Genomic DNA, 24,480 nt, shown 5'->3' with positions numbered 1-24,480 from the left:
CGATGCCCGCGAGCCGTACGGCGGCCGGGCATCACGTGGAGGAGGCGCTGTGAGCAGCGACCCGTGGGGCCGCGTCGACGAGACGGGGACCGTGTACGTGCGTACGGCCGATGGCGAGCGTGAAGTCGGCTCGTGGCAGGCAGGCTCCCCTGAGGAGGCGCTCGCCTACTTCGAGCGGAAATACGAGGGCCTCGTCGTCGAGATCGGCCTCCTCGAACGCCGGGTGAAGACCACCGACCTGTCCCCCAAGGACGCGTTGACCGCCATCGATCACCTGCGCGCCACGGTGACCGAGGCCCACGCCGTGGGCGACCTGGAAGCCCTCGCCAAGCGGCTGGACGCGCTGACCGACCAGGTCGACGCCCGCCGCGAGGAGCGCAAGGTCGCCAAGGCCAAGGCCTCCGAGGAGGCCAAGACGGCCAAGGAGGACCTGGTCACCGAGGCCGAGCAGCTGGCGCAGAGCGAGCAGTGGCGCGCCGCCGGTGAGCGGCTGCGCGCCCTGGTCGACACCTGGAAGGGGCTGCCCCGGCTGGACCGCAAGACCGACGACGAGCTGTGGCACCGCTTCAGCCACGCCCGTTCGGTCTTCTCCAAGCGGCGCAAGGCCCACTTCGCGGCGCTCGACTCGCAGCGCGAGGACGCCCGCCGGCGCAAGGAGAAGCTGGTGGAGGAGGCGCAGGCGCTGTCCGGCTCCACCGACTGGGGTCCCACGGCGGCGCGCTACCGCGAGCTGATGACCGACTGGAAGGCCGCCGGCCGCGCCCAGCGCGAGGCGGAGGAGGACCTGTGGAACCGCTTCCGCGGCGCCCAGGACGTCTTCTTCGCGGCCCGCTCCGACGTCTTCGCCGAGCGCGACACCGAGCAGCGCGAGAACCTCACGCTGAAGGAGGAGCTGGCCATCGAGGCCGAGAAGCTGCTCCCGGTCACCGACCTGAAGGCGGCGCGCGCCGCCTTCCGCGGCATCAACGAGCGCTGGGAGGCGATCGGCCACGTGCCGCGCGACGCCCGGCCGCGCATCGAGGGCCGCATGCACGCGGTGGAGCGCGCCATCCAGGAGTCCGAGGAGGCCGAGTGGCGCCGCACCAACCCCGAGGCGCGGGCGCGTGCCGCGGGCCTGACCGGGGCGCTCCAGGCGGCCGTCGACAAGCTGCGCGAGCAGATCGAGGCGGCGCGGGCGGCGGGGAACACCTCCAAGGCCGACAAGCTGCAGCGGGAACTGGACGGGCGGCAGGCGCTGCTCGACCAGGCGCTCAAGTCCCTGGACGAGTTCGGCGGCTGAGGTTCGGCTGAGCCACCGAGGCACCCGCAGGACCACGGAGAAGGGCCCGTACGCGAGGCGTACGGGCCCTTCCGCGTGCTTCTCCGCGCCGTGTCAGCGCTGGCGCGCCGACGTCACCCGGTACACGTCGTAGACGCCCTCGACGCCGCGCACGGCCTTCAGGACGTGCCCGAGGTGCTTGGGGTCGCCCATCTCGAAGGTGAAGCGCGAGGTGGCCACCCGGTCGCGGGAGGTCTGGACGGCGGCGGACAGGATGTTGACGTGCTGGTCGGACAGGACGCGCGTGACGTCCGACAGCAGACGGGACCGGTCCAGCGCCTCGACCTGGATGGCGACCAGGAAGACCGAGGACTGGGTCGGCGCCCACTCGACGTCGATGATCCGCTCGGGCTGCTGCGAGAGCGACTCGACGTTCACGCAGTCGGCCCGGTGCACGGAGACGCCGTTGCCGCGGGTGACGAAGCCGATGATCGGGTCGCCCGGCACCGGGGTGCAGCAGCGGGACAGCTTGACCCAGACGTCCTTCTCGCCCTTGACGATGACACCCGGGTCGGCGGCCGAGCGCCGCTTGGTGCGGCTGCGCGACGGGGTCGTGACCTCGGCGATGTCCTCGGTCGCGCCCTCCTCACCGCCCAGGGCCTCGACGAGCTTGTGCACGACGGACTGCGCGGTGATGTGCCCCTCGCCGATCGCCGCGTAGAGCGCGGAGATGTCGGGATAGCGCATCTCGTGGGCGAGCGTGACGAGCGAGTCGCCGGTGAGCACCCGCTGGATCGGCAGGTTCTGCTTGCGCATCGCACGCGCGATGGCTTCCTTGCCCTGCTCGACGGCCTCCTCGCGGCGCTCCTTGGAGAACCAGGCGCGGATCTTGTTGCGGGCGCGCGGGGACTTGACGAAGCCCAGCCAGTCGCGGGACGGGCCGGCGCCCGCCGCCTTGGAGGTGAAGACCTCCACGGTGTCGCCGTTGTCGAGGGTCGACTCCAGCGGCACCAGGCGGCCGTTGACCCGCGCCCCTATGGTGCGGTGGCCGACCTCGGTGTGGACGGCGTACGCGAAGTCGACGGGGGTCGCGCCGGCGGGCAGCGCGATGACATCACCCTTGGGGGTGAAGACGAAGACCTCGTTGCGGGACAGGTCGAAGCGCAGCGACTCCAGGAACTCGCCCGGGTCCTCCGTCTCCTTCTGCCAGTCGAGCAACTGCCGCAGCCACGCCATGTCGTTGACGGCGTCGTCCTTCTTGGCGGACTTCGGGCTGTCGGTGCGCACCTTGGAGGCGCCGGCGACGGCCTCCTGCTTGTACTTCCAGTGCGCCGCGATGCCGTACTCGGCGCGGCGGTGCATGTCGAAGGTGCGGATCTGGATCTCGACCGGCTTGCCGCTGGGCCCGATGACCGTCGTGTGGAGCGACTGGTACATGTTGAACTTGGGCATCGCGATGTAGTCCTTGAACCGCCCCGGCACCGGGTTCCACCGCGCGTGGATGGTGCCCAGCGCCGCGTAGCAGTCGCGGACGGTGTCGACGAGGACGCGGATGCCCACCAGGTCGTAGATCTCGGCGAAGTCCCGGCCCCGCACGATCATCTTCTGGTAGACGCTGTAGTAGTGCTTGGGGCGGCCGGTGACGGTCGCCTTGATGCGGGCGGCGCGCAGGTCCTGCTGCACCTGGTCGGTGACGACCGCCAGGTACTCGTCCCGCTTGGGGGCGCGCTCCGCGACCAGCCGGACGATCTCGTCGTACATCTTGGGGTAGAGGATCGCGAACGCGAGGTCCTCCAGCTCCCACTTGATGGTGTTCATGCCCAGCCGGTGCGCCAGCGGGGCGTAGATCTCCAGCGTCTCGCGGGCCTTCTTCTCCTGCTTCTCCCGCTTGAGGTAACGCATGGTGCGCATGTTGTGCAGGCGGTCGGCGAGCTTGATGACCAGCACACGCGGGTCCTTCGCCATGGCGACGACCATCTTGCGCACCGTCTCGGCCTGCGCGGCCTCGCCGAACTTGACCTTGTCCAGCTTGGTGACGCCGTCCACCAGCAGCGCGACGGAGTCGCCGAAGTCGCGGCGCAGCGCGTCCAGGCCGTACTCGGTGTCCTCGACGGTGTCGTGCAGCAGCCCGGCCATCAGCGTCGCCGGGTCCATGCCCAGCTCGGCCAGGATCGTCGTGACCGCCAGCGGGTGCGTGATGTACGGGTCGCCGCTCTTGCGCTTCTGGCCGCGGTGCCAGCGCTCGGCGACCTGGTAGGCACGCTCGATCTGGCGCAGCTGCGACGTGTCGCCCTTGGGGTCGTTGCTGCGGACTATGCGCAGCAGGGGCTCCAGGACCGGGTTGTACGGGCTGGAACGCTGGACGCCGAGCCGGGCGAGACGGGCGCGGACACGGTTGGAGGAGGTGGCGGGCCGGTTCGGGGCCACGCTCCCGGGAGTGCGTACGGGCCGGGCGGCGGGCGTCGCCGGGGCGGCGGGAGCGGGCCCTGCGGCCTTGCTCTCCGCGGGTGCGGCGGGCGCGACGGGAGGAGCCGCGGAGAGGGAAGCCGCCTGCTTCCCGTCTGCGGTCGTCGTCGGCTGAGCCTGCCTGGCCTCTTCTTGCAAGGGCACTCCTTCTGGTCCCCTCCCGGCCGGAGACGGGCGAGGAGGGAGGTTCCGAGACACCATGGTAGCGATCTGACCGGGTGGACCGCGTCCCGTCCGCCCCGTGGACCCCCCGCAACGCCCGGAGGCGGGCCCCGCACCGCTTCCGAGGCCGGGAGCCCGCCTCCTGCCGTCGAGCCGCCGACGGGCTGGTCAGGCCCTCGGCATCCGCGGTCGTCCCGGCATCCCCGCATCCCGGACATGCGTGTGGCGCCGGAGCCGGAACTCTGGCGCCACACGTCGGAAAGGGTGCTCAGACCGCGATCAGTGCCTCCAGGGGGGCACCGCCCAGGGACCGGGCGAGGCGGGCACGCCCGCCGAGGAAGCCCAGTTCCAGGAGGACCGCGACACCGGCGACGTCGGCGCCGGTGCGGCGGATCAGCTCCAGGGACGCCTCCGCCGTGCCGCCGGTGGCGAGCACGTCGTCGATGACCAGGACCCGGTCACCGGCCGAGAAGGCGTCCTGGTGGACCTCTATCTCGGCGGTGCCGTACTCCAGGTCGTACGCCTGGCCCAGCGTCGCCCCGGGCAGCTTGCCCGCCTTGCGCACGGGCACGAACCCGAGCCCGGCGCGGGCGGCTGCCGGGGCGGCGAGGATGAACCCGCGCGCCTCGAGGCCGACGACCTTGTCGGCGCCGTGCCGGGCGCAGAGCCCGGCCAGGGCGTCGATCAGCGCGTTGAACGCCCCGGGGTCGGCCAGCAGCGGGGTGATGTCCTTGAACATCACGCCCGGCTTCGGGTAGTCGGGCACGTCCCGGATGCGGCTGAGCAGCAGGCTGCGCAGCCCTTCCGGGGTGGCGTCCGCGATGGTCATCGGTGGTGTTCCTCGGTCCTTCGTCGCTGCGACTCGTCGAACGTCCGCTGCGTCCTCAGCGGCGCTTGCCGGAGGGACGGTTGCGGCTGCGGTTGCGGGCCGGCTGGTTGCGCTGGCCGCCGACGACGGCGGCACCCGCGTGGGTGTCGTCCTCCACCGGTCCGCCGTCCTCGTCCGCGGGGACCCCGTCCTGCGGCTCGTCCACGCCGTCCTCGCCACGGCGGGCGTCGGCGGCGCGCTTGGCGAGCACGCGCTTGCGCAGCGCCTTCATCTCCGGGGCGCGCTCCTTGAGGTCCGCGACCAGCGGGGTCGCGATGAAGATCGAGGAGTACGCACCGGCGGTGAGGCCGACGAAGAGCGACAGGGCGATGTCGTTGAGCATGCCCGCGCCGAGCAGACCGCCGCCGACGAACAGCAGGCCCGCCACCGGGAGCAGCGCCACGACCGTGGTGTTGATCGAACGCACCAGGGTCTGGTTGAGGCTGCGGTTGGCCAGCTCGCTGTACGTGTAGCGGTTCTGCTTGGTGATGTCCTTGGTGGACTCCTTCAGACCGTCGAAGACGACGACGGTGTCGTAGAGGGAGTAACCGAGGACGGTCAGCAGACCGATCACGGTGCCCGGGGTGACCTCGAAGCCCACGATGGCGTAGACGCCGATGGTGATCGTGAGGTCGTGGATCAGGGCGATCAGCGCGGCCACGGCCTTGCGCCACTCGAAGGCGATCGCCAGGTAGATCGTCACCAGGACCATGAAGATCACCAGGCCCTGGAAGGCCTTCTTGGAGATCTCGTCGCCCCAGCTCGGACCGATGATCTGCGGGTCGATGTCGGCCGACTTGACGTTCAGGTCCTCGGCGATCTCGCCCTGGATCTTCTTCGCCTCGGTGAGCGAGATGTCGCTGATCTGGACGCGGACGGCGCCCGTGCCGAGCTTCTGCACGATGGCCTGGTGGCCGCCGGTGTTGTCGGCGATCTTGTCCTGGACCTGGCTGACCGACATCTCGGTCTTCGGGGTCGTGAAGACCGCGCCGCCGGAGAACTCGATGCCGAGCTTGAGGCCGTTGACGGCGAGACCGACGATCGCCGCGATGGTGATCAGGATCGAGACGCCGTACCAGAGCTTGCGCTTGCCGACGAAGTCGTAGGCGATCTCGCCTCGGTGCAGGCGGTGCCCGAGGTTGCCGAGCCGGGACATCAGGCCTCCTTGACGTCGGTACGGGCCGCGGGGCGGCGAGTGCGGCGCAGCGGGGGGTTGACGCCCAGGGCACGCGGGTCGAGCCCGGACCAGGGGTGTCCGCTGGCGTAGAACTTCTTGCGGGCCAGGATCGTCATCAGCGGCTTGGTGAAGAGGAACACCACGGCCACGTCGAGCAGCGTCGTCAGACCCAGGGTGAAGGCGAAGCCCTGCACCTTGCCGACCGAGACGACGAAGAGCACGGCGGCCGACAGGAACGACACGAAGTCCGAGACGAGGATCGTGCGGCGGGCGCGCGGCCAGCCACGGGCCACGGCCGGCTGCAGGGAGCGGCCCTCGCGCAGCTCGTCACGGATGCGTTCGAAGAAGACGATGAACGAGTCCGCGGTGATGCCGATGGCCACGATGGCGCCGCAGACCGCCGGCAGGTTCAGTGCGAAGCCGATGGCCGGGCCGAGCAGCGTCATGATCTCGTAGGTGAGGATCGCCGAGACGATGAGGCTCAGGATCGCCACGAAGCTCAGGCCGCGGTAGTAGGCGACCAGGTAGAGCACGACCAGGGCGAGGCCGACGCCGCCGGCGATGAGGCCGCCGTGCAGCTGCTCGCCGCCGACCGCCGCGGAGACCTTGGTGACGTCCGACTTGTCGAAGGTGAGCGGCAGGGAGCCGTAGGACAGGACGTTCGCCAGGTCCTGGGAGCTCTCCTGGGTGAAGCTGCCGTAGATCTCGGCGCTTCCGCTCAGGGTCTGGTTCACCGAGGGGGCGGAGACGACCTCGTTGTCCAGCACGATCGCGAACTGGTTGTTCGGCGGCTGCTGCTGGGACAGCTGCGAGGTGATCTTCGAGAAGGCCTTGGAGCCGGTGCCGTCGAAGTTCAGGGTGACGACCCAGCCGTTGCCGCCCTGGGTGTCGAACTGCGCGGCGGCCTTGCTGACGTTCTTGCCGTCGACCGCGGCGGGGCCGAGGGCGTACTTGGCGCCGCCGTCCTGGCTGCACGCGACGATCTTGTCGGTCGGCTTGGCCTTGAGGTTCAGGTTGGCGCGCGTCTTCGCGTCGGAGCAGTCCAGCGCGGCGAGCTTCGCCTGCAGGTCCTCCGGGATGGAGGTGTCCAGCGTGCTGCCGGGGGCCGCGGCGCTCGCCGAAGGCGTCGGGGTCGGCGAGGGCGAACCCGAGGCGGAGGCGGACGGCGTCGACGAGGCCTTCAGCGCGTCGGTGACGGCGCGGCCCTGCGTCGAGGCGCTCGCGGACGGGGAGCCGGAGACCTTGGCGCCGGTGGACGCGCTCGCGGACGGCGAGGCCGGGGACGAGGGCGAGCCCGAGGGGCTGGCGCCGGGCGACTCCGACGCCGCCGGGGCGTTGGCCACCTCGGCGAGCACCGGCCGGAAGTAGAGCTGGGCCGTGGTGCCGACCTGCTGCTCGGCCTGCGCGGCGTTGGTGCCCTTGGGGATGTTGACGATGATGTTCCGGTCGCCCTGGATCTGGCTTTCGGCTTCCGAGACACCCAGACCGTTGACACGCCGGTCGATGATCGCCTTGGCGGTGTCCATGTTGGTCTTGTTGATCGCGCCGGCCTGGTCGCTCTTGGCCGTCAGCGTGATGCTCGTACCGCCGGCGAGGTCGATGCCCAGCCGGGGGGTGGTGTGGCCGGAGAGGAACATCCCTCCGGTAAGCGCCACGATGGCCAGCAGGATCACTGCCAGCGCCCGCCCGGGGTATCCCTGGCTCCCCGAGGGCTTACGGCCCCTCTTCGGTGCTGCCACCTTCTCGATTCTCCCTGTCCAACCGCCCTGCGGACCTGCGCGCGCAGCAGGGCGGCACGATGAGTAGTACGGACTTGCCGAACCTGAAACGTACCGGCCGGGCCGTTACTTCTTGTCGGTGCCGTCCGTCTTGGAGGCGTCCTCGGTCACGCCCTCGTCGGCGGTCTTGCTCAGGTCGACGTGCTCGTCGGCCTTCTCGACGTCCTCGACGTCCTCGGCGTCGTGCGCCTCGAGCTCGGGCTCCGGGTCGATGCCGTGGACGACACGGTCGTACTCGGCCTGGTCGAGGACGGCGGCGATGGCGTTCTTCGCGAAGTGCGCGTGGACGCCGTCGGCCAGCTCCAGCAGGACCGTGTCCTCGTTGACCTCCTTGACGACGGCGTACATGCCGCCGATCGTCCGGACGCCCGAGCCGGGGGACATCTGGTCACGCATCTGCGTGGCCTGGCGCTGACGGTTCTTCGCGGAGCGGGTCATCAGCAGCATGACACCGATGATCAGGACGAAAGGCAGGATTTGAACCAGATTCATGGTGTCTTGACGATCCTTCGCACGGCCGTTGGGGCCTGGTCTACGGGATTGTGGGTGTCGGTCCCGGAGGCACGACGTCGGCGGAGTCTAAGCGTTCGTTCGCCGGTGGAACAACGCCAAGCATTACACCGAGGTTCCTGCGGCGGCGAGTCTCCCCGCCGTCAAGGGCCGAACAGCCCGTCTTGCCCGGGTCCGCCGCCCTGTGGCGGCACGAGCCCAAGGTGTGCCCAGGCGGCGGGAGTGGCGACGCGGCCACGGGGTGTGCGCGCCAGGAGCCCCTCGCGCACCAGGAACGGTTCGGCCACCTCCTCCACCGTCTCCCGCTCCTCCCCCACGGCCACCGCCAGTGTCGACAGCCCCACCGGGCCACCGCCGAAGAGCCCCAGCAGGGCCCGCAGCACGGCGCGGTCCAGCCGGTCCAGGCCGCGGCCGTCGACCTCGTACACGTCCAGTGCCCGGGCGGCGACCTCGCGCGTGATCACGCCGTCGACCTTCACCTGCGCGAAGTCCCGTACGCGGCGCAGGAGTCGGTTGGCGATGCGCGGGGTGCCGCGGGAGCGGCCGGCGATCTCCGCGGCGCCCTCGGGCTCGATCTCGACGTCCAGCAGGCGCGCGGAGCGGTGGATGACCCGCTCCAGCTCGGCCGGGGCGTAGAACTCCATGTGGCCGGTGAAGCCGAAGCGGTCGCGCAGCGGCGGCGGCAGCAGGCCGGCCCGGGTCGTGGCGCCGACCAGGGTGAACGGCGGCAGCTCGAGGGGGATGGCGGTGGCGCCGGGTCCCTTGCCGACGATGACGTCGACCCGGAAGTCCTCCATCGCCATGTAGAGCATCTCCTCGGCGGGCCGGGACATCCGGTGGATCTCGTCGAGGAAGAGCACCTCGCCCTCGGCGAGGGAGGAGAGGATCGCCGCGAGGTCCCCGGCGTGCTGGATGGCGGGGCCGGAGGTGATGCGGATCGGGGCGCCCATCTCGGCCGCGATGATCATCGACAGGGTCGTCTTGCCGAGCCCGGGGGCGCCGGAGAGCAGCACGTGGTCCGCGGTGCCGCCACGCTGGCGCGCCGCCTTCAGCACCAGGTCGAGCTGCTCGCGGACCCGCTCCTGGCCGACGAACTCCTCCAGCGCCTTGGGCCGCAGCGCCGCCTCGACGGCCTGGTCCTCGCCGTCTGCGGCGGCGCCGACGAGACGGTCGGCGGTGGTCGGTACGGACTCGTCGTCCCAGTTCACTTCGGTGCGCCTTACGCTCGGCGGGCTACGGTCAGCGGGCTCGGTTCAGGGTCTGCAGGGCGGCCCGCAGGAGGGCCCCGACCTGCGGCTCGGCGCTCGCCTCCGCCTGCGGCGTCACCGCGGCCACGGCCTCCTCCGCCTCGCGCGGCTGGTAGCCCAGGCCGATCAGCGCGGCGTGCAGCTGCTCGCGCCATGAGGCGGGCCCTGCGGCCACCGCGGGGCGTGCGACGCCCGCCGCGCCCACGGGGGCGCCGAGGCGGTCCCTCAGCTCCAGCAGCAGCCGCTGGGCGCCCTTCTTGCCGATGCCCGGGACGGCGGTCAGGGCCTTCTCGTCGCCGGTGGCGACGGCCGTGCGCAGCGCGTCGGGGCTGTGCACCGCGAGCATGGCCTGGGCGAGCCGGGGACCGACGCCGCTGGCGGTCTGCAGCAGTTCGAAGACCTGGCGCTCGTCGTCGTCGGCGAAGCCGTAGAGGGTGAGGGAGTCCTCGCGGACGACGAGGGAGGTGGCGAGCCGGGCCTGCTCCCCCAGGCGGAGCGATGCCAGGGTGCCCGGGGAGCACTGGACGGCCATGCCGATGCCACCGACCTCGATCACCGCGATGTCCGGGGCGAGGGCGGCGACGGGCCCGCTGACGAAGGCGATCATGTGCTGGGCTCCTGGGTTCGTGCTCGGGCGACGGCCTGCTGGAGGCGGTTGGTCGCGGTGCCGCGCCAGATGTGACAGATGGCGAGCGCCAGCGCGTCGGCGGCGTCGGCGGGCTTCGGCGGGGCGTCGAGCCGCAGCAGCCGGGTGACCATGGCACCGACCTGCGCCTTGTCGGCCCGGCCGCTGCCGGTGACGGCGGCCTTGACCTCGCTGGGGGTGTGCAGGTGGACGGGCAGGCCGCGGCGGGAGGCGCAGAGCATGGCGACGGCGCTGGCCTGGGCCGTGCCCATCACGGTGCGCACGTTGTGCTGGCTGAACACCCGTTCCACGGCGACGGCTTGGGGCGCGTACTCGTCCAGCCACGCTTCTATGCCGCGCTCGATCAGTACGAGGCGATGGCCGATGTCGGCCTCCGCCGGGGTACGGACGACCCCGACGCCGGCCATGCGCAGCGGCTTGCCGGGGGCACCGTCCACCACGCCGACGCCGCAGCGGGTCAGCCCCGGGTCCACACCCAGCACACGCACCGCGCCCCTCCCTCCCTCGGACAGCCGTTCAAACGGTCCCTGGAGGTTATCGGGTGCCACCGACAACGACGGCGGCCCGGTGGGGGTGTGTCCTCCCCACGGGCCGCCGTCCTGCCGTGCGTCCTGCCGGACCGGATCAGGCCTCGACCTTCTCCATGATCTCGTCGGAGACGTCGAAGTTGGCGAAGACGTTCTGCACGTCGTCGCTGTCCTCGAGTGCGTCGATGAGCTTGAAGATCCTGCGCGCGCCCTCCTCGTCCAACTCCACCTGCATGGTGGGGACGAAGTTGGCCTCGGCGGAGTCGTAGTCGATGCCGGCCTCCTGGAGCGCCGAGCGCACCGCGACGAGGTCGGTCGCCTCGCTGAGCACCTCGAAGGACTCACCGAGGTCGTTGACCTCCTCGGCGCCCGCGTCCAGGACCGCGCCGAGCACGTCGTCCTCGTTGAGCTCGCCCTTGGGGACGATCACGACGCCCTTGCGGTTGAACAGGTAGGACACCGAGCCGGGGTCGGCCATGGAGCCGCCGTTGCGGGTCATGGCGACGCGCACGTCGGAGGCGGCGCGGTTGCGGTTGTCGGTGAGGCACTCGATGAGCACCGCGACACCGTTGGGGCCGTAGCCCTCGTACATGATCGTCTCGTAGTCGGCACCGCCCGCCTCGAGACCGGCACCGCGCTTGACCGCGCTGTCGATGTTCTTGTTGGGCACCGAGCTCTTCTTCGCCTTCTGGATGGCGTCGAAGAGGGTCGGGTTACCGGAGATGTCGGCGCCGCCCGCGCGGGCGGCGACCTCGATGTTCTTGATCAGCTTCGCGAAGAGCTTGCCGCGCTTGGCGTCGATCACGGCCTTCTTGTGCTTCGTCGTAGCCCATTTAGAGTGGCCGGACATCAGCCTGTCTCCTTCACGTCACCGATTGCTTCACGAACACTGCGATCCTACCGGGATCACCTCACCGGGCGGCGCGCACCATGTCGACGAAGTACCGGTGCACCCGGTGGTCCCCGGTCAGTTCGGGGTGGAACGAGGTGGCCAGGAGGTTGCCCTGGCGCACGGCGACGATCGTTCCGTCGTCGAGCCGGGCCAGCGTGGCGACCCCGCTGCCGGTGGACTCGACCCAGGGCGCACGGATGAAGACGCCCTCGACCGGGCCACCTTCCACGCCCTCGACCTCGACCGCGGTCTCGAAGGACTCGTTCTGCCGGCCGAAAGCGTTGCGGCGCACGATCATGTCGATACCGCCGAAGGTCTCCTGGTCGTCCCTGCCGTCCAGGATCTTGTCGGCGAGCATGATCATCCCGGCGCAGGTGCCGTAGACCGGAAGCCCGTCCCGGATGCGGTCGCGCAGCGGTTCCATCATGCCGAAGAGCGTGGCGAGCTTGGACATCGTGGTCGACTCGCCACCCGGGACCACCAGACCGTCCACCTCGGCCAGTTCCTCGGGCCGCCGCACGGGGCGGGCCAGGGCGTCGGCCTCGGCGAGCGCGACCAGGTGCTCGCGGACGTCGCCCTGCAGGGCGAGGACTCCGATGGTCGGGGGGCTGCTGGACACGGGGTGGGACCTTCCGGAACGTCGGGTGGGGCAACGGACGATGGGCAGGCCATCGCGGGCCTGCCCATCGCGGGGCGTGGGGCGCCTACCAGCCGCGGTTGGCGTAGCGCTCGGCCTCGGGGAGGGTGTCGCAGTTGATGCCGACCATGGCCTCGCCCAGGTTGCGGGAGGCGTCCGCGATGATCTTGGGGTCGTCGTAGAAGGTGGTGGCCTTCACGATGGCGGCGGCCCGCTTGGCGGGGTCGCCGGACTTGAAGATGCCGGAGCCGACGAAGACGCCCTCGGCGCCGAGCTGGCGCATCAGCGCGGCGTCGGCCGGGGTGGCGACACCACCCGCGGAGAACAGCACGACCGGCAGCTTGCCGAGCTCGGCGACCTCCTTGACGAGCTCGTACGGGGCGCGCAGCTCCTTGGCGGCGGCGTACAGCTCGTGGTTGTCGTAGCCGCGCAGGCGGGCGATCTCGTTCTTGATCTGGCGCAGGTGACGGACGGCCTCGACCACGTTGCCGGTGCCGGCCTCGCCCTTGGAGCGGATCATGGCCGCGCCCTCAGCGATGCGGCGCAGGGCCTCGCCCAGGTTGGTGGCGCCGCAGACGAAGGGCGTGGTGAAGGCCCACTTGTCGGAGTGGTTGACCTCGTCGGCCGGGGTGAGCACCTCGGACTCGTCGATGTAGTCGACGCCGAGCGACTGCAGGACCTGGGCCTCGACGAAGTGGCCGATGCGGGACTTGGCCATGACCGGGATCGAGACGGCGTCGATGATGCCCTCGATCATGTCCGGGTCGGACATGCGGGCCACGCCGCCGTCCTTGCGGATGTCGGCGGGGACCCGCTCCAGCGCCATGACGGCGACGGCGCCCGCGTCCTCGGCGATCTTGGCCTGCTCGGGGGTGACGACGTCCATGATCACGCCGCCCTTGAGCTGCTCGGCCATACCGCGCTTGACGCGGGCGGTGCCGGTCTCGGGGGACTCGGGGGTGCTGGGAAGCGTGGTGGACACGGGGACCTCACTCAAAGACGCAACTGCAGGGTCACGGCAGCCCGCGGCGTCTGCGGGCCTCCTCACGGGCGGCCGGCGGAACACCGATGGTTGCTCTGTCTTTCATGGTGGACCGCACGAAGTGGACCGCAAAAGGGCCAATCGCTCCTCAGTGGCCTGCCACGCCCTCCGCGGTCAGGACGACCGGGGGCTCGTCGTCCATCTCGAACGTCACCGGCTGCGCCGCGTGCCCGGCGAGCCGGAACCAGCGCACCTTGCGGTGCTCGCGCAGCGCCCTGGCGGCGCGCACGGCGTCGTTGTGGAAGCGCCGCGCCATCGGCACCCGGCGCACCGCCTGGGTGAGCTCGCGGGCGGCCTCGTCGCCGCCGGGGGCGGCCCGGACGGCGTCGACCGCGTCGGACTCGGCGAAGACCGCGCGCAGTGCCTGGCTCAGTTCGCTCTCGGCCACCTCGCGCTGTTCGTCCAGGGCCTGCCGGGCGGAGTGCGCGGCCTCGTAGAGCACGATGCTCGCCGCCGGGTCCAGCACCCCCGCGGTGGCCAGCTCCTGGGCCACGGAGGCCCTGCGCAGCAGTTGCGCATCCAGCGCGGCGCGGGCGGCGTCGATACGGGCGTGCAGGCGGTCCAGCCGGCCCGCGGTCCAGCTCAGGTAGAGGCCGACGGCGACCAGCGCCACGGCGACCCAGATGAAGGTGGTCACGGGCCGCAAGGCTACCGGTGCGCCCGGTGCGGCCCACCGGGCGGCGGACCGCCGGGGCGCCGGCGGCGGGCTTCGGCCGCGGGTGGCGGCTCCGGTGTCAGTCGCGGGCGAAGCCCAAGCGTGCCCGCAGGCCCACCCGCTCGTCTGCGGCCACCGCCACGGCGCCGGCGGTGACGGTCTCGTACACCGCGAGGATGTCGGCGGCCACGACCGACCAGTCGAAGCGCCGGACGTGCCGGGAGCCCAGCTCGCGCAGCTGCGCACGCCGCTCGTCGTCGCCCAGGAGCCGTACGGCGGAGGCGGCCAGCGCGTCCGGGTCCTCGTTGGGGAAGAGCTCGCCGGCCGCGCCCCCGTCGAGCACCTGGCGGAAGGCGTCCAGGTCGCTGGCGAGCACCGGCGCCCCGGCCGACATGGCCTCGACCAGGATGATGCCGAAGCTCTCACCGCCGGTGTTGGGCGCCACGTACAGGTCGACGCTGCGCAGCAGCCGCGCCTTGTCCTCGTCGCTGACCATGCCGAGGAACTCGACCCGGTCGCGCATCTCCTTGGGCAGGCCCTCCACGGCCTCGGCCTCGTCGCCGCGCCCGGCGACCAGCAGGCGGGTGCCCGGCCGCTCGGCGAGGATCTTCGGCAGGGCCTTCATCAGCACGGGCAGGCCCTTGCGGGGCTCGTCGATCCGCCCGATGAAGCCGATGGTCCTCCCCCTGTCTTCGCCGGGGGGACCCCCGGTGTCGTCGCCGGGGAGACCTCCGCCCTGCCACTCCGTCTTGGGCTCGGCGTCGGCGAAGAAGCCCACGTCGACGCCGTTCGGGATGACCACGGCGTCTCCGCCCAGGTGCTCGACCAGGGTGCGCCGGGCGTACTCGCTGACCGCGATGCGTGCGCTGATCTTCTCCAGCGCCGCCTGCAGGATCGGGTAGGCGGCGATCATGGCCCGGGAGCGCGGGTTGGAGGTGTGGAAGGTGGCCACGATCGGCCCCTGCGCGGCCCAGCAGGTCAGCAGGCCGAGGGAGGGCGAGGAGGGCTCGTGGACGTGGATGACGTCGAAGGCGCCCTCGTGGAGCCAGCGGCGCACCCGCGCGGCCGACAGGAAGCCGAAGTTGAGCCGCGCGACCGAGCCGTTGTACGGCACGGGCACGGCACGGCCGGAGGAGATGACGTAGGGCGGCAGCGGGGTGTCGTCGTCGGCCGGCGCCAGGACGGAGACCTCGTGGCCGAGCGCGATGAGGTGCTCGGCGAGGTCGCGGATGTGGAACTGGACGCCGCCGGGGACGTCCCACGAGTACGGGCTGACGATCCCGATCCTCAAGGCTTCTCCGTTCCGGAGCGGTCGGTGGGGTCGCCGGACACCGGGGAGGACGCCGCGTCGCGCCCTGCGGGTTGCCCGGCCGGCGCGTCCGCCCGCGGTTCGAGGTCGGCGAGCCACAACCGCTGCAGCATGTGCCAGTCCTCGGGGTGCTCGGCGATGCCGGCGGCGAAGACGTCCGCCAGGCGCTGCGTCATGACGGCGGTCCGCTCCGCCCGTGTGCCGTCCTCCGGCACCTCGACCGGTGCGTGGACCTGGCCCTGGAGGGTGGGCGAGTCGTCGTACCACAAGGTGACCGGCAGCAGCAGCGCCCCGGTCTGCTGGGCGAGGAGGGCGGGGCCCGCGGGCATGCGGGTGGCCTCGCCGAAGAAGTCCACCTCGACGCCGGAGGAGGACAGGTCGCGGTCGGCGACCAGGCACACCAGGCCGCCGCCGCGCAGCCGCCGCGCCAGCGCGCCGAAGGCGGCGCCGCCGGTGTGCGGCAGCACCTCCATGCCCAGGCCCTCGCGGTAGGCGACGAAGCGGTCGTACAGGGTCTCGGGCTTGAGCCGCTCGGCGACGGTGGCGAAGGGCACCCCGAGCCGGGTGGTGACCCAGGCGCCCGCGAGGTCCCAGTTGGCCATGTGCGGCAGGGCGAGGACGACGCCGCGGCCGCTGGCCAGGCCGTCCTCGAGGTGGTGCAGGTCCTTGCAGTCGAACGAGGAGCGGATGCGTTCCTTGCTCCAGGCCGGCAGCCGGAAGGACTCCATCCAGTAGCGCAGGTACGAGCGCATGCCGGCCTTCGACAGCTCGCGCAGCCGCGCCTCGTCGGCGTCGGGCACGACCCTGGCCAGGTTGGACTCCAGGCGCTGCACGCCCTTGCCGCGGCGGTTCCAGGCCAGGTCGGCGATGGACCGGCCGAGCCGTGCCGCGGCGGGTTCCGGCAGCCGTTTGACCGCGCCCCAGCCCAGTCCGTACAGCGCGTCGGTCAGCCCGTCCTTCACGCCCGCCCGCTCCCTTCGTGCGCCGCCGCGTCGGCCTCGAAGGCCTCGCGGCGCACGGTGATCACCCGCTGCACCAGCGTCACCAGGCTGCCGACGGCCACGATCCACAGGGCGATCGGCAGCAGCCACTGGATGCCGGGGACGCCGAACTTGTGGAGCCCGGCGAAACCGCAGGCCACCAGTGAGATCACCAGTCGCTCGGCCCGTTCGACCAGACCGTTGACCGCGACCGGCAGTCCGATGCTCTCACCGCGCGCCTTGGTGTACGAGACCACCTGGCCGCTGGCGAGGCAGAAGATCGTCACCGCGCACAGCGCGAGGTCGTCCCCGCCCCCGGCGTACCAGAGCGCCAGCCCGCCGAAGATGGCCGCGTCGGCCACCCGGTCCAGGGTGGAGTCCAGGAAGGCGCCCCAGCGGCTGGAGACGCCCGCCTGGCGGGCCATGTTGCCGTCCACCAGGTCCGAGAAGACGAACAGGGTGATGACGACCGTGCCCCAGAAGAACTCGCCCCTGGGGTAGAAGACCAGCGCTCCCGCGACCACGCCTCCCGTGCCGATCAGCGTGACCGTGTCCGGGCTGACGCCCCGGCGGAGCAGAAACGCGGCGAACGGTGTGAGGACACGCGTGAAGAAAGCACGCGCGTACTTGTTCAGCATGGCCTTCCCGGAGGTTCGTGGGGTGCACCGGCACGACCCCGTCGGCCGTCCGGCTGGCCCATCGTAGCCAGGCGCGTTCCGCGGCAGGTCCGTGGCTCCCGTCCTACCGCGGCACGTACGACGTATGGACGCACCGTGACGGGCGTGGGAAGGTCGAATTACCGCGGGCGTCACTGCAGACCGCCCTGGGCGGGTGGTCTCCCGTGGCGCCAGTCCCCATGCCGTGACGGACCGGGAGGCGAGGCACATGGGCGACAGGAGAGACGCAGGTCCGGGAGCCGCCGGAAGGGCATTGGCGGCCGGCCGGCCCGAGGATGTACGCAACGTGGTGCTGGTCGGCCACAGTGGCTCCGGGAAGACGACGCTGGTCGAGGCGCTCGCCCTGGCGACAGGGGCGGTGAACCGCGCCGGGCACGTGGCCGACGGCGGGACCGTCTCCGACCACGACGAGATCGAGCACCGTCAGCAACGCTCGGTACAGCTCTCGCTGGTACCGGTGGAGTGGGACGGAATCAAGATCAATCTACTGGACACCCCCGGGTACGCCGACTTCGTGGGGGAACTCAGGGCCGGTCTGCGGGCAGCGGACGCGGCCCTCTTCGTCGTCTCGGCGGCCGACGGCGTCGACGGCGCCACCCGGATGGTCTGGGAGGAGTGCGCGGCGGTCGGCATGCCGCGTGCGGTCGTCGTCACGCACCTGGAGGCGGCACGGGCCGACTTCGAGGAGATGACCGAGACGTGCCGTGAGGCCTTCGGGGGCGACTCCCCCGACACGGTGCTGCCGCTGTACCTCCCGCTCCACGGGGAGGAGACCGCGGACGGCCACACGCCCGTGACCGGGCTCATCGGCCTGCTGTCGCAGCGGGTCTACGACTACTCCTCCGGCAAGCGCGAGGAGCGCCCGCCGGACGAGGCGCAGCTGCCCGTGATGGACGACGCGCGCGCCCGGCTCATCGAGGGGATCATCGCCGAGAGCGAGGACGAGACCCTCATGGACCGCTACCTGGGCGGCGAGGAGCTCGACCTCAAGACGCTGGTCCAGGACCTGGAGCGGGCCGTGGCGCGCGGCTCCTTCCACCCCGTGCTGGCCGCGGCGCCGGCCGCGGAGGGCTGCAAGCAGGGCATCGGCACCGTGGAGCTGCTGGAACTGGTCACCGGCGGCTTCCCGACGCCGCTGGAACGTGAGGTCCCCCAGGTCAGCACGCCCCAGGGGACGTCGCACGCGCAGCTCACCTGCGATCCGGACGGACCGCTGGCCGCCGAGGTCGTGAAGACCTCCTCCGACCCGTACGTGGGGCGGATCAGCCTCGTGCGGGTGTTCTCCGGCACCCTGCGCCCCGACGAGACCGTCCACGTCTCCGGCCACGGCCTGGAGGACCGCGGCCACGAGGACCACGACGTCGACGAGCGCGTCGGCGCCCTGTCCTCGCCCTTCGGCAAACAGCAGCGGACGGTGCCGCACTGCGTGGCCGGCGACCTGGCCTGCGTCGCCAAGCTGACCCGCGCGGAGACCGGCGACACGCTCTCCGCCAAGGACGACCCGCTGCTCATGGAGCCCTGGCTGATGCCGGACCCCCTGCTGCCGGTCGCGATCCAGGCGCACAGCAAGGCCGACGAGGACAAGCTCTCCGTAGGCCTGTCCCGGCTCGTCGCCGAGGACCCCACGATGCGGCTGGAGCAGAACCCCGACACCCGGCAGGTCGTGCTGTGGTGCCTGGGCGAGGCCCACATGGACGTGGCGCTGGAGCGGCTGCGCACGCGCTACGGCGTGCAGGTCGACGCCGTGCCGCACAAAGTGGCGCTCCGCGAGACCTTCGGCGAGAAGTCGACGGCGCGCGGACGGCACGTCAAGCAGTCCGGCGGGCACGGCCAGTACGCCATCTGCGACATCGAGGTCGAACCGCTGCCGGTCGGCTCCGGCATCCAGTTCGTCGACAAGGTCGTCGGAGGCGCGGTACCGCGGCAGTTCATCCCCTCGGTGGAGAAGGGCGTCCGCGCCCAGGCCGCCAAGGGCGTGGCCCTCGGCTTCCCGGTCGAGGACATCCGCATCACCCTGGTCGACGGCAAGGCGCACTCGGTGGACTCCTCCGACGCCGCCTTCCAGACCGCGGGCGCGCTCGCCCTGCGCGAGGCGGCCACGCAGTGCCGCATCCACCTGCTGGAACCGGTCAGCGAGATCCGGGTCATGGTGCCGGACGAGTACGTCGGGCCGGTCATGAGCGACCTGTCCGGTCGCCGCGGACGGGTGCTGGGCACCGAACCGGTCGGCCTGGGACGCACCTTGGTGCGGGCCGAGGTACCGGAGATCGAGATCGGGCGCTATGCGGTCGACCTGCGGTCGCTGTCGCACGGCACCGGACGGTACGGCCGCAGCTACGCCCGGCACGAGCCGATGCCACCCCAACTGGCGCAGAAGCTGAGGGAGCAGCACGCCCAGGAGTCCGGCAAGTAACCCCCGCACGAGGGACGTTGGCGGCCCGGCGGAACGATCTTCTTCCGCCGGGCCGATGACGCACGTCACACCCCCCGTATACGCTGGGTGGGCGGCGTCGCAGGTGTGCCGGTGCCGCGACCGGGGAAAGGGCCGGGCGGGTTCGCGTCCGCACGGGCGGGGACCAGAAGGGGGCGGCAGTGACCGACGGTTTCGACTTCCTGAGCCCGGGCGCGCAGATACCGCTGAGCGGTGTCGACGGGCAGACGGGGGCCACCCAGGCCCTCGCGTCGGCCGCGTACCGTGACAGTCCCATGGATGCCCTCTCCACGGCCGACGCGGGCAAGTCGTCGGTCAAGGAGGCGAAGGTCAAGCTGCTGCAGGCGAACCTGGGTGAGGCCTTCGCCCGCGCCGTGCAGAACCGGATGCTGGGCGCCTCCCGCAACGAGCTGGTGCAGTCCTTCGGCGCGGAGCCGCAGACCGTCGTCGAGCACTGCCTGGCCGCCAACCGGATCCGCCAGGAGCGCGACAACAAGCTGACGGCCGTGATGGCCGTGTTCGGCCTGCTCTTCCTGCCCGGGATGCTGGTCTGGCTGGGCGCCTTCCAACTGCGCGCCCTCGTACGGAAGTCCGAGGGCTCCCGGGCAGGGCTCCTCGGCTCGGTGGTGCTGCTCGTGGTCGGCTTCTTCGCCGTCCTCTTCGTCGTCAACCCGCCGCTCACCGGCTTCTGGTCGCAGTACCTGAGGGTGATGATGGTCGCCCCGGTCCTCGGCTGGTTCTGGGCCAAGCGGCTCTGCGAGCAGACCGCCAAGGACCTGCGCGAACGCTGGGCGGGGCTGGTATCGGGCAGCGGCGTCGGCGCGAAGATCCCCGAGGCCGTGCCGCGCAACCCCAACCAGACCCGGGCCGAGAAGCTGCGCCAGAGCCTGGCCAAGCTCTCCGCCGAGCAGCAGAGCAACGTGGTCTTCTACGCGGGCCCCAAGGGCGTGCTCGGCATGGGCGCCCGGTGGGGCGCCTGGCACATGGCCGAGGAACTGACGCCCCGCGAAGGCCTGAGCGAGATCCACCCCTTCCGCAGCTGGGACGTGATCAAGGTGATCCACGGCAAGTTGCGCGGGCTGCAGCGCGGCCCCCTGCACACCGGTGGCTTCCCCAAGCCCCTGATACAGCACTGGGTCGTCTCCCACGTCGGCGAGGGCGCCAAGAAGATCACCCGCCCCACCGGCTCCGACGTCGACGGCTACACCGTCCGCGACTTCGAGATCCAGCGGATCTGCAACGAGCAGCAGTTCGACAAGGGCAACCGGCACTACCTGGGTCTGCAGTTCGTGGTCTGGGACGGTCAGCTGGTGATCACCATGATGGTCACCGTGACCGTGCTGGCGAGCACCCTGCGGATCGAGGTGACCGGGCACGCGCTCGGACCGGTGCACTCCCTGTTCACCACGGCACCGGAGGCCAAGGAGAAGGAGATAGCCCACCCGGTCAAGTTCTGGGAGACGAAGAAGGTGCAGCTGCCGCTCGTGACGAGCGACGAGGTGGTGCGGCTGGCCGCCCGCGCCCCCCTGACCCGTTTCCCCCAGGTGCTCGACCATCTCGGCGGCAAGATCGTCCTGCCCGAGCCCTTCGGTCTGCGGCACAGCTGGGCCTCACAGCCCTGGACGCACCGTTTCATGGCCGACGACGCCCTGCGCGCGGCCACCCCCGTGCTGCGGGCGGTGCACTCCGCGGCCATCACCGTCATGGAGGAGAACGGGGTGGACGTCTCGAAGTTCAACAACCGCTCGGGCATATTGAGCAACATGGTGCAGGACGCCTCGCCCAGCGAGGCCGACGTCTTCTGACGGGGCCCCGGGCCGGACGGCTCGCACGCCGCCCCGGCCCGGTCGGCGGGACGGACCGGGTCAGCCGGCCGGCCAGGCGTCGGCGAGCATCTTGCGGGTGTCGGCGAGGAGCTGCGGCAGCACCTTGGTGTGGCCGACCACCGGCATGAAGTTGGTGTCGCCGCCCCAGCGCGGCACCACGTGCTGGTGCAGGTGCGCGGCGATCCCGGCGCCCGCCACGGTGCCCTGGTTCATGCCGATGTTGAAGCCGTGCGCGCCCGAGGCCGAGCGAAGCGCGCCCATGGCGCGCTTGGTGAACTCGGCGAGCTCGACGGTCTCCGGCCCGTCGAGGTCGGTGTAGTCCGCGACGTGACGGTAGGGCACCACCATCAGGTGGCCGCCGTTGTACGGGTAGAGGTTGAGGACCGCGTAGACGGCGTCGCCGCGCGCGATGACCAGCCCGTCCTCGTCGCTCATCTCCGGAATCGCACAGAAGGGACAGCCGTCGCCGGCCCCGGGGCCGGTCGGCTTGTTCTCGCCCTGGATGTACGCCATGCGGTGCGGCGTCCACAGGCGCTGGAACGCGTCCTGCGTCCCGACTCCGTTCTGCAGTTCCGGCTCACTCGTCATGCCTTGCAGCATATGGCGTCGTCCCGGCCCTGCGTGTCGCCGGGGGCGCTCCCGCCCGCGGGGCACGATGCTGGCCCCATGCCCATGGATGACGAGCGGCGGCTGCGGGAGTGGGAGCGTCGGGGCAGTGTGCCGCTGTCCATCGCGTCCCTGGTGTTCCTCGTCACGTACGCGGTGCGTGTGCTCGTCCCGGACCTGCCGCCCGAATGGTCCGACCTGCTGCTGACGATCACCATCGTGACCTGGGGACTCTTCGTGCTGGACTACCTGGTCCGGGTGGCCGTCGCACCGCACCGCTGGAGTTACGTCCGCCGCCGCTGGCTCGACCTGGTCGTGGTCGTCCTGCCGCTGCTGCGCCCGCTGCGTCTGCTGCAGATCTACGGGAGGGTCCAGGACCTCCACAAGCAGCCGCGGTTCTCCCTGGAGGCCCGGGTGATGGGGTACGCGGGGCTCAGCGCGCTGCTCCTCGGCTTCGCGGCGAGCCTGCAGGTGTACGCGGACGAGCACGACGCGCCCGGCGCGCAGATCCGCACCTACGGCCAGTCGGTGTGGTGGCTGTGCTCCACGATCACCACGACCGGGTACGGCGACCTCGTGCCGGTGACGGTGCGCGGACGGGTGATCGCGGTGGGCGTGATGTTCCTGGGCGTCGTCCTGATCGGCGCGGTCGTCGGGTCGTTCTCGGCCTGGCTCACCCAGAGCTTCCGCCGTGCCGACGAGCGGCCGGACGCGGGCAGGCCCCCGGAGGGCTGACCTCCGGGGGCCCGTCGCCGTTCCTCGTGCCGGCGGCTCAGACCTGGACGCGGTCCTCGACGGCCTTGGCGATCTCGGCGATCGCCTCGTCGCGCGGGATGCCGTTCTTCTGCGAGCCGTCCCGGTAGCGGAAGGAGACCGAGCCCGCCGCCATGTCCTCGTCGCCGACGATGACCATGAACGGCACCTTGCTGCGCTGTGCGTTGCGGATCTTCTTCTGCATCCGGTCGGCGGAGGCGTCCACCTCCACGCGCAGGCCCTTCCTCTTCGCCTCGGCGGCGAACTCCTGCAGGTAGGACACGTGCGCGTCGCCGATCGGGATGCCGACCGCCTGGACGGGGGCCAGCCACGCCGGGAAGGCGCCCGCGTAGTGCTCGAGCAGCACCGCGAAGAAGCGCTCGATGGAACCGAAGAGCGCGCGGTGGATCATGACCGGGCGCTGCTTGGTGCCGTCGGCCGCCGTGTACTCCAGGTCGAAGCGCTCGGGCAGGTTGAAGTCGAGCTGCACGGTCGACATCTGCCAGGTGCGGCCGATGGCGTCCTTGGCCTGGACGGAGATCTTCGGACCGTAGAACGCGGCGCCGCCCGGGTCGGGGACGAGCGGGAGGCCCTGCTTCTCGGCCACCTGCCGCAGCGTCTCGGTGGCCTCCTCCCAGATCTCGTCGGAGCCGACGAACTTCTCCGGGTCCTTGGTGGACAGCTCCAGGTAGAAGTCGGTCAGGCCGTAGTCGCGCAGCAGGTTGAGGACGAAGGTGAGCGTCTTGTCGAGCTCGTCCGCCATCTGCTCCTTGGTGCAGTAGATGTGCGCGTCGTCCTGGGTGAAGCCGCGGGCACGGGTGAGGCCGTGCACGACACCCGACTTCTCGTACCGGTACACGGTGCCGAACTCGAACAGGCGCAGCGGCAGTTCACGGTACGAGCGGCCGCGCGCGTCGAAGATCAGGTTGTGCATCGGGCAGTTCATGGGCTTGAGGTAGTAGTCCACACCCTCGTCGAGCTGCATGGGCGGGTACATGCCGTCGGCGTACCAGTCCAGGTGGCCCGAGGTCTCGAAGAGCTTCCCCTTGGTGGCGTGCGGGGTGTAGACGAACTCGTACCCCTCCTCCTCGTGCCGGCGGCGCGAGTAGTCCTCCATGACCCGGCGGACGATGCCGCCCTTGGGGTGGAAGACCGCCAGGCCCGAGCCGATCTGCTCCGGGATGGAGAACAGGTCGAGCTCGGAGCCGAGCTTGCGGTGGTCGCGCTTCTCGGCCTCGACGAGGAAGTCCAGGTACTCCTTGAGCTCGTCCTTGGACGGCCAGGCGGTGCCGTAGATGCGCTGCAGCTGCTTGTTCTTCTCGCTGCCGCGCCAGTAGGCGGCGGCCGAGCGCATCAGCTTGAACGCCGGGACGAACCTGGTGCTGGGCAGGTGCGGACCGCGGCAGAGGTCCTTCCAGCACAGCTCGCCGGTCTTGGCGTCCAGGTTGTCGTAGATGGTCAGCTCGCCGGCACCGACCTCCGCGGAGGCGCCCTCGGCGGCCTCGGCTGCGGAGCCCTTGAGGCCGATCAGCTCCAGCTTGTACGGCTCGTCGGCGAGTTCCTCGCGGGCCGCGTCGTCGCCGACGGCACGGCGGGAGAAGCGCTGGCCGCGCTTGACGATCTCCTGCATCTTCTTCTCGATGCGCTTGAGGTCGTCGGGGTGGAAGGGCTTCTCGACGTCGAAGTCGTAGTAGAAACCGTCCTTGATCGGCGGGCCGATGCCGAGCTTGGCCTCCGGGAAGAGCTCCTGCACGGCCTGGGCCATCACGTGCGCGGTGGAGTGGCGCAGGATGTTGAGGCCGTCCTCGCTGGCGATCCCGACGGGCTCGACCTCGTCGCCGTCGGCGACCTCGTAGGCGAGGTCCTTCAGCTGGCCCCCGACCCGCGCGGCGACGACGGTGCGGTCGCCGTCGAAGAGCTCGGCGGCCGTCGTGCCCGTCGTGACCAGCCGCTCTTCCTGCTCATCGGAATCGCGCTTGATGATCACACGGACGTCTGACACCGGTCTCTCCTGACGTATGTCCCACTGGGTC

21 protein-coding genes are annotated in these 24,480 nt (G+C 71.2%); 4 read left to right on the top strand and 17 right to left on the bottom strand.

The features are described 5' to 3' along the window. The first annotated feature begins 49 nt into the window (after window positions 1-49). On the top strand, window positions 50-1,279 hold the full coding sequence (locus OG937_34350; GenBank protein ID WUD76410.1) for a DUF349 domain-containing protein: 1,230 nt from the start codon (window positions 50-52) through the stop codon (window positions 1,277-1,279). 93 nt (window positions 1,280-1,372) lie between these two features. On the opposite strand, the gene OG937_34345 is transcribed toward OG937_34350, so the two are convergent. From OG937_34345 to OG937_34275, 15 genes are all read right to left on the bottom strand, one after another. Then, window positions 1,373-3,862 carry a bifunctional (p)ppGpp synthetase/guanosine-3',5'-bis(diphosphate) 3'-pyrophosphohydrolase gene (locus OG937_34345; GenBank protein ID WUD76409.1) on the bottom strand — a complete coding sequence of 830 codons (2,490 nt, stop codon included), beginning with the start codon at window positions 3,860-3,862 and terminating at the stop codon, window positions 1,373-1,375. A 292-nt stretch (window positions 3,863-4,154) separates the two neighbouring features. Beyond that, complete coding sequence (locus tag OG937_34340; GenBank protein ID WUD76408.1) at window positions 4,155-4,715, bottom strand: adenine phosphoribosyltransferase; 561 nt, start codon at window positions 4,713-4,715, stop codon at window positions 4,155-4,157. Window positions 4,716-4,770: 55 nt separating this feature from the next. Then, entirely contained in the window at window positions 4,771-5,910 is a 1,140-nt protein-coding gene (gene secF, locus OG937_34335; protein WUD76407.1) for a protein translocase subunit SecF, read from the bottom strand. After that, entirely contained in the window at window positions 5,910-7,670 is a 1,761-nt protein-coding gene (gene secD / locus OG937_34330; protein ID WUD76406.1) for a protein translocase subunit SecD, read from the bottom strand. Before secD ends, secF begins: the two co-directional genes overlap by 1 nt. 105 nt (window positions 7,671-7,775) lie before the next feature. Continuing rightward, complete coding sequence (gene yajC / locus OG937_34325) at window positions 7,776-8,201, bottom strand: preprotein translocase subunit YajC (GenBank protein ID WUD76405.1); 426 nt, start codon at window positions 8,199-8,201, stop codon at window positions 7,776-7,778. 161 nt (window positions 8,202-8,362) lie between these two features. Beyond that, window positions 8,363-9,427: a Holliday junction branch migration DNA helicase RuvB gene (gene ruvB / locus OG937_34320; GenBank protein ID WUD76404.1), complete on the bottom strand. Its 1,065-nt coding sequence runs from the start codon at window positions 9,425-9,427 to the stop codon at window positions 8,363-8,365. Window positions 9,428-9,458: 31 nt separating this feature from the next. Continuing rightward, entirely contained in the window at window positions 9,459-10,073 is a 615-nt protein-coding gene (ruvA, locus tag OG937_34315) for a Holliday junction branch migration protein RuvA (GenBank protein WUD76403.1), read from the bottom strand. Continuing rightward, complete coding sequence (gene ruvC, locus OG937_34310; protein ID WUD76402.1) at window positions 10,070-10,600, bottom strand: crossover junction endodeoxyribonuclease RuvC; 531 nt, start codon at window positions 10,598-10,600, stop codon at window positions 10,070-10,072. Before ruvC ends, ruvA begins: the two co-directional genes overlap by 4 nt. A 136-nt stretch (window positions 10,601-10,736) precedes the next feature. After that, complete coding sequence (locus OG937_34305) at window positions 10,737-11,489, bottom strand: YebC/PmpR family DNA-binding transcriptional regulator (protein ID WUD76401.1); 753 nt, start codon at window positions 11,487-11,489, stop codon at window positions 10,737-10,739. 61 nt (window positions 11,490-11,550) lie between these two features. Continuing rightward, window positions 11,551-12,150 carry a pyridoxal 5'-phosphate synthase glutaminase subunit PdxT gene (pdxT, locus tag OG937_34300; protein WUD76400.1) on the bottom strand — a complete coding sequence of 200 codons (600 nt, stop codon included), beginning with the start codon at window positions 12,148-12,150 and terminating at the stop codon, window positions 11,551-11,553. A gap of 85 nt (window positions 12,151-12,235) precedes the next feature. After that, complete coding sequence (gene pdxS / locus OG937_34295; protein ID WUD76399.1) at window positions 12,236-13,150, bottom strand: pyridoxal 5'-phosphate synthase lyase subunit PdxS; 915 nt, start codon at window positions 13,148-13,150, stop codon at window positions 12,236-12,238. A 148-nt stretch (window positions 13,151-13,298) separates the two neighbouring features. Beyond that, window positions 13,299-13,856, bottom strand: coding sequence for a hypothetical protein (locus OG937_34290; protein ID WUD76398.1), 558 nt, complete (start codon window positions 13,854-13,856; stop codon window positions 13,299-13,301). A gap of 88 nt (window positions 13,857-13,944) precedes the next feature. Next, complete coding sequence (locus OG937_34285) at window positions 13,945-15,156, bottom strand: glycosyltransferase family 4 protein (GenBank protein ID WUD76397.1); 1,212 nt, start codon at window positions 15,154-15,156, stop codon at window positions 13,945-13,947. Continuing rightward, window positions 15,153-16,136 (bottom strand): phosphatidylinositol mannoside acyltransferase, encoded by a 984-nt coding sequence (locus OG937_34280; protein ID WUD76396.1) that lies wholly within the window; start codon window positions 16,134-16,136, stop codon window positions 15,153-15,155. Before OG937_34280 ends, OG937_34285 begins: the two co-directional genes overlap by 4 nt. Next, entirely contained in the window at window positions 16,133-16,792 is a 660-nt protein-coding gene (locus OG937_34275) for a CDP-alcohol phosphatidyltransferase family protein (GenBank protein WUD76395.1), read from the bottom strand. The genes OG937_34280 and OG937_34275 overlap by 4 nt, the downstream gene beginning before the upstream one ends. Window positions 16,793-17,039: 247 nt before the next feature. Between OG937_34275 and OG937_34270 the strand changes: the two genes are divergently transcribed. After that, window positions 17,040-19,244 carry an elongation factor G-like protein EF-G2 gene (locus tag OG937_34270; protein WUD76394.1) on the top strand — a complete coding sequence of 735 codons (2,205 nt, stop codon included), beginning with the start codon at window positions 17,040-17,042 and terminating at the stop codon, window positions 19,242-19,244. Between the two features lie 179 nt (window positions 19,245-19,423). Then, window positions 19,424-21,067 (top strand): hypothetical protein, encoded by a 1,644-nt coding sequence (locus OG937_34265; GenBank protein WUD76393.1) that lies wholly within the window; start codon window positions 19,424-19,426, stop codon window positions 21,065-21,067. A gap of 60 nt (window positions 21,068-21,127) precedes the next feature. Here the strand turns inward: OG937_34265 and OG937_34260 are convergent, their stop codons facing one another. Beyond that, window positions 21,128-21,688 carry an HIT domain-containing protein gene (locus OG937_34260; protein ID WUD76392.1) on the bottom strand — a complete coding sequence of 187 codons (561 nt, stop codon included), beginning with the start codon at window positions 21,686-21,688 and terminating at the stop codon, window positions 21,128-21,130. Between the two features lie 66 nt (window positions 21,689-21,754). On the opposite strand from OG937_34260, the gene OG937_34255 reads away from it, so the two are divergent. Then, the gene (locus OG937_34255) at window positions 21,755-22,429 is read left to right on the top strand and encodes a potassium channel family protein (protein WUD76391.1); all 675 of its coding nucleotides are present in this window, start codon (window positions 21,755-21,757) and stop codon (window positions 22,427-22,429) included. Between the two features lie 37 nt (window positions 22,430-22,466). Here the strand turns inward: OG937_34255 and thrS are convergent, their stop codons facing one another. Beyond that, complete coding sequence (gene thrS / locus OG937_34250; protein ID WUD76390.1) at window positions 22,467-24,449, bottom strand: threonine--tRNA ligase; 1,983 nt, start codon at window positions 24,447-24,449, stop codon at window positions 22,467-22,469. Between the last annotated feature and the right edge of the window lie 31 nt (window positions 24,450-24,480).

This window comes from Streptomyces sp. NBC_00510 (assembly GCA_036013505.1).
Taxonomy (GTDB): Bacteria; Actinomycetota; Actinomycetes; order Streptomycetales; family Streptomycetaceae; genus Actinacidiphila.
The sequence above is the reverse complement of the archived record's forward strand: the minus strand, read 5'-3'. Positions and strand labels throughout refer to the sequence as shown.